Source organism: Suipraeoptans intestinalis, assembly GCF_009696485.1.
In the GTDB taxonomy this organism is placed as follows: Bacteria; Bacillota; Clostridia; order Lachnospirales; family Lachnospiraceae; genus Suipraeoptans; species Suipraeoptans intestinalis.
This window is the reverse complement of sequence record NZ_VULY01000001.1, coordinates 1-5,808: the sequence shown is the minus strand read 5'-3', so window position 1 is coordinate 5,808 and position 5,808 is coordinate 1. Positions and strand designations below refer to the sequence as shown.

The following is a 5,808-nucleotide window of genomic DNA, read 5'->3' as shown; positions in this document are numbered from 1 at the left end:
GGCTCCTCTTCCTTCCCCATCACGGTAATATGATGATACGCCCGTACATGGCCGACGCATCAGGTTTACGGCGCACGCGTCCACTCCGATATAGTCTTTGTGCGTATGCTTTTCATGGATCGCCTTTGTAACCAGATGACCGTAAGGCCCCATCATAAAACGCCCCAGCTCCGTGTAGATCGCAATCTCCATCCCTTCCGGCACCAGAACTTCCTCGTATACCTTCCTGACTTCTTCTCCGATCACCGGATATCATTGGCCTCCTGTTCCGGACGATAAGGAATACCGATCCCTCCCGACAGATGATAAACCCGATATGGACGCCTGTCTCCTTCTTCAGGCGAACAGCCAGTTCAAACAGAACTTTGCCAGCATGGGTAATATGCATTTGTAACGGTATTACTTGCCAGGAAGGCATGGATTCCGAATTCCTTCGCTCCTTTTCTTTCAGGATCTGAAACGCTTCAAACATCTGGTCTGTCGTCATCCCGTACTTGGCGTCTCCCGGATTGTCCATGATGTCGTTGCTGATCTGGAACAGCCCGCCGGATTATAACGGCAGCTGATCACTTCCGGAATTTGCCGATGGCTTTTCCAGGCAGTCAATGTGGGAAATGTCGTCCAGGTTGATGATGGCGCCCAGCCGGTCTGCGTACACAAACTCCTGCGCCGGCGTATCATTGGAAGAAAACATAATATCCCTTCCGCCGATCCCATGGCTTCGGAAAGCAACAACTCCGAATAGGATGCACAGTCACAGCCGCAGCCGTACTCCCTCAGAATCCCGATCAAAAACGGATTGGGCGTAGCCTTCACGGCAAAATATTCCTTGTATCCCCGGTTCCAGGCAAACGCCCTCTTCAGCGCTTTTATATTTTCACGGATCCCTTTTTCATCATACAGATGAAAAGGAGTGGGATACTGCTCTACGATCTTTTCCAGTTGTTCTTTTGTTACAAACGGTGTTTTTTTCATGTCAGTTCTCTCTTTCAATGTCAGCAGCTCTATCTCATTGGACAAAGCCGTCTTATACAGCTCCACAAAGTTCTTCTGCCCGGAATACAAGGCGGTGTTCATACTTCCCTCTCCATACTCTCCTGTGATCACATAGCGGGAATCCGAAATAACCCCTATCTGCATTCCTCTGTCCCTGCCTACATATACTCTGGCATTTTTGAAGGTAACGGCCGGTCCGTGATGATCACAACCTTTTTCCGGCGGCCTGCAGCGCCTCCAATTCCCTGACCATCAGTAAAAGATAATTTCTGGTACAACTGATATAGACTCTCTCCTCCACTTCCTCCAAAAGGTTGCGGATCTTGTTCAGGATATTTTTTCCGCCTTCTATCGTAATATAGCCCTCTGCTTCTTCCCGCTCCTTAGGCGCACGCAGAGAGAGCCATTTTTTCGCCTCTTCCAGTCTCCGGATACGGTTTTTACAAAACTCTTCCAACGGAACCGGAACGTACTTTCTGGCTGTTCCTTCCTCCAGAAGATACACCGCTCCCTTTTCCTGCATGTTGGCCAGTGCATTGTATGCGTTGGACCTGGAAATCCCGGTCTGCTTTGCCACCTCGTACCCCGTTACCTTTCTTCCTCCAAAATACATTGGTAAATGCAGGCCTCCTGCCTTGTCAGACCAAATTCCATCAGTCTTTCAGCAAATGATGTCGTCTCCACTCTGCCACCTCCTGTACTATTTAGTGTTTCTCTCAAGTACTACTATATACCTCTTCCCTCTCTCTGTCAAGAATCCTTCTCAAAACAGACCGTTTCTTTCCTGCCGGCAGGACACATCGCTTCACCATCCCCCTTCCACGACAATCCCCTTTTCTGTGCTTTTTCTACAAAAAAGATGCCGCCACACCACTGATACTCTCCAGCGGTGCAGTGCACCTTTTTTCTGTCTAATCTACTACAGCAATCTGCATGATATTGCTGACGCCTTCTCTTTGTGCCTTTACGTTGGGTGACGGGATCCCTGCCGTCAGCACGATGATATCTCCCGACTCTGCCATCTGTTTCGCACATGCCAGATCAATGGCCCCGCTGCAGATGTCTTCCGTCGTCTGGAATTCAATGGATTTCAGCGGACGAACCCCCAGTAGATCTGCATCCTCCGTAAGGTTTCTTCGTTGGGCGTGACCCCTATAATATCCATCGGAGGCTTAAACTTGGACACGACTCTTGCCGTTGCTCCCGATACCGTAGGCGTAATGATACATTTGGCGTTCAAACTTCCCGCCGTCGTCACCGTCGCAAATCCCAGAGCACAGGAGGTGCTTTTCAGATAGTTTTTCTCTGCCCTTTTCAAAAGCGTCTCATGATCCAGGTGTTCTTCTGTATTTTCCACGATATGCACCATCATCTGCAGACTCTCCAGCGGATATTTTCCCTGCGCGGTCTCTCCGGACAGCATGACCGCATCGGTTCCGTCATAAACCGCATTGGCCACGTCTGTGACTTCCGCTCTTGTAGGACGCGGATTCCGCATCATGGAATCCAGCATCTGCGTGGCTGTGATCACCGGCTTGTAATTGCTGTTACATTTCTGGATGATCATCTTCTGCAGGTAAGGTACTTCCTCCGCCGGGATCTCCACTCCCAGATCTCCCCTGGCGATCATGATCCCGTCCGCACACCGGATGATCTCGTCGATATTTTTGATTCCTTCTGCATTTTCAATCTTGGCAATGATCGGAATAAAAGGAGACTTGCATTCTTTCAAGAACGCCTTGATCTCCAGAATACATTCTGCATTTCTGACAAAAGACGCCGCAATAAAATCAATCTTCTGCTCCACGCCAAAGCGGATGTCCGCCCTGTCTTTCTCTGTGATCGCAGGAAGGCGCACCGGCACGTTCGGTACATTGACGCCCTTTCTTTCTCCCAGCTCGCCTCCGTTTATAACGGTACAGACGATCTCTTCTTCTTTTTTTCCACGACCTCCAGACCGATCAATCCGTCATCGATCAGGATCGTGCTGCCGTGCTGCACATCTTCCACCAAGCCTGTATAGCTGATGGAGACTCTTTTTTCATCTCCTTCTACTTCCTTCGTCGTCAAAGTGAAAAGATTTCCCGGCTCCAGCCATACCTTTTTTCCGTCTTTCAAAAGACCTGTGCGGATCTCCGGACCCTTTGTATCCAGCAGGATCGCCACAGGCTTTCCTTCTTCCTCCCGGATTTTTTTCAGCAGATCCATCCGCGCCTTCTGCTCTGCATGATCTCCATGAGAGAAATTGAATCTGGCAATGTCCATGCCGTGACGCACCAGTTCCCGCATCATAGATGCCTCGTTGGTATTTGGTCCCATCGTACAAACGATCTTTGTTTTTTTCATGTGATACCCCTCTTCCTGTTTCCTGGTAATTCTCTTCCTGTTTTCTATTCTTTACATGTACATGCGTAAACAGATGATCCTGGCAGTACTCTCTGTCTCCGGCACACTTGGAGCAGTAACGGAACTCCAGCTCCGGATTGGTGATATCTGTCCTGCCGCAGACGCAGCACTTATGTCTGGCTCCGTCTTCGTACTGCACTTCTTTTCGTACCTTCTTTTTATACACATTTTTCCCGGTAGATCTCCCTGGGCGAATACGGCCGCATTTTCCTGAACCCGAAGAAGAAAAGAAAGAAGTTGAACAGTGAAACGCCTGCCGCCACCCCCGCCGGCAATCCTTCTATTCCTCTGAATGCCTGCACGATGGCGATCAAAAATAAACTCCGTCCAGCAGGGCTAGGTACTTCGCCTCCACAGCACGACAAAAAACAGCAAAAATCTCACATTGGGATAAATCGCTGCAAACAGCAGGAACAACGACATGTTCAGGTACCAGGTACTCATTAGCAGCACATTTCCCGTCATCAGGTAGACTATAACGGCGGACGCTGCATGCAGCAGGATCCCCGTAAAGAAATACAGGTTAAACCGAAAAGCCCCATAGCCTGCTCCAACTGGCTTCCGATCATGTAATAGACATACAGAGCCAGCGCCATCCAGATGGGACTGGACGACGGCGGCTGTATGATGAAGGTAAAGATCCTCCACACCTGTCCGTGCAGAATCGCCCTGGCATCCAGGCTCAAATATTGCATATAAAATGTGGATTGATCAAATTCAAAACAAATCCCACTCCATAAAGAATGATCACATAGTACATTAAATTTTTAATGGCATATCTGCCAAATTTACGCTCCAGCTTATCCACTTCGCAGTTCTTGCTCCTTCCAATGTTTCTCTTTTTATACAATCATTCTACCGTTTCCCCCTATGTTTGTCAAATATCCCATAGAAGTTTCACAATTCTTTAAAACTTCTATGGGTTTTGTAAGTTGTTATTTTTCATGGGCTGTCGTATAATGTTTTAGGTTCAAAGAAATTGTATTTCACGAAGGTTTGGATGCTTTTCCGGATCTTCTGTCAGGAGATAAACTATGGATTCCGTTACTTACACATAGGAATTGATATTGGTTCTACCACTGTAAAAATAGCCATTTTAAACGACAGCAGGGAGCTTGTATTTTCCGACTACGAGCGCCATTTTGCAAATATACAGCCCGCCTGTCGGATCTTTTGGGCGCGCCGTTCATCAACTGGGTCCCGTCCTTGCCTCTCCGGTCATTACCGGGTCGGCGGTCTGACGCTGGCCAACCCATCTGGGGTTCCTTTCGTCCAGGAGGTGGTCGCCGTATCTGCCGCCCTTCAGCATGAGGCTCCTCAGACGGACGTTGCCATTGAGCTTGGAGGAGAAGACGCCAAGATCATCTATTTTGAGGGCGGTAATGTAGAACAGAGAATGAACGGCGTCTGTGCGGGCGGCACCGGCTCTTTTATCGATCAGATGGCTTCCCTGCTTCAAACGGACGCCTCCGGTCTGAACGAGTACGCCAGACATTATCAGGCCCTTTACTCGATCGCCGCAAGATGCGGAGTTTTTGCCAAATCGGATATCCAGCCCCTGATCAACGAAGGAGCCTCCAAGGAAGACCTGGCCGCTTCTATTTTTCAGGCGGTGGTCAATCAGACCATCAGCGGTCTTGCCTGCGGGAAACCCATCCGCGGGCACGTAGCTTTTTTGGGAGGCCCTCTTCATTTTCTGTCAGAATTGAAGGAAGCCTTTGTCCGCACCCTGAAACTGGATGATGCGCACATCGTCGCTCCCGCTCATTCTCATCTGTTCGCCGCGATTGGCTCTGCCTTAAATGCCAAAGAGGGATCTCCTGTTTCGCTTTTGAAGATGCAGCAGCAACTGAAAGGCCGTATTCAGATGGATTTTGAAGTGGCCCGTCTGGAGCCTCTCTTTTCCAGTCAGGCAGAGTTTGAGGAATTTTCTGCTCGCCATGCAAAGCATCAGGTGCCCTTCGGGGATCTTCCTCTTACCGCGGGAAGGCCTTTTTGGGAATCGACGCCGGTTCCACCACCACGAAGGTGGCTCTGGTGGGGAAGACGGCACTCTGCTCTATTCCTTTTACCGGAACAATGAAGGGATCCTCTGGGAACCACCATCACCGCCATCAAAGATATCTATCAACAGCTTCCCGACGGTGTGTCCATTGTCCACTCCTGCTCCACCGGATATGGAGAAGCTCTGGTAAAGGCCGCCCTTTTGCTGGACGAAGGGGAAGTGGAAAACAGTTTCTCACTATTACGCGGCTTCTTTCTTTGAACCCAGCGTGGACTGCATCCTGGATATCGGCGGACAGATATGAAATGTATCAAGATCAAAAACCAGACGGTAGACAGCGTACAGCTCAACGAAGCCTGCTCCGCCGGTGCGGGTCTTTCATCGAAACCTTTGCCAAATCC

General features: G+C 49.5%; 5 pseudogenes. 1 reads left to right on the top strand and 4 read right to left on the bottom strand.

Going from position 1 to position 5,808, the window contains the following annotated elements:
* The 4 pseudogenes from FYJ34_RS14965 to FYJ34_RS14955 all read right to left on the bottom strand — a co-directional run.
* A pseudogene (locus FYJ34_RS14965) lies at positions 1-975 on the bottom strand (type III PLP-dependent enzyme domain-containing protein); the annotation flags it as partial.
* Positions 976-984: 9 nt separating this feature from the next.
* A pseudogene (locus FYJ34_RS14960) lies at positions 985-1,650 on the bottom strand (TrmB family transcriptional regulator); the annotation flags it as partial.
* Between the two features lie 257 nt (positions 1,651-1,907).
* Positions 1,908-3,342 (bottom strand): annotated as a pseudogene (gene pyk / locus FYJ34_RS00015) (pyruvate kinase).
* A 49-nt stretch (positions 3,343-3,391) separates the two neighbouring features.
* A pseudogene (locus tag FYJ34_RS14955) lies at positions 3,392-4,162 on the bottom strand (hypothetical protein); the annotation flags it as partial.
* 240 nt (positions 4,163-4,402) lie between these two features.
* Here FYJ34_RS14955 and FYJ34_RS00005 point away from each other — a divergent pair.
* A pseudogene (locus FYJ34_RS00005) lies at positions 4,403-5,808 on the top strand (BadF/BadG/BcrA/BcrD ATPase family protein); the annotation flags it as partial.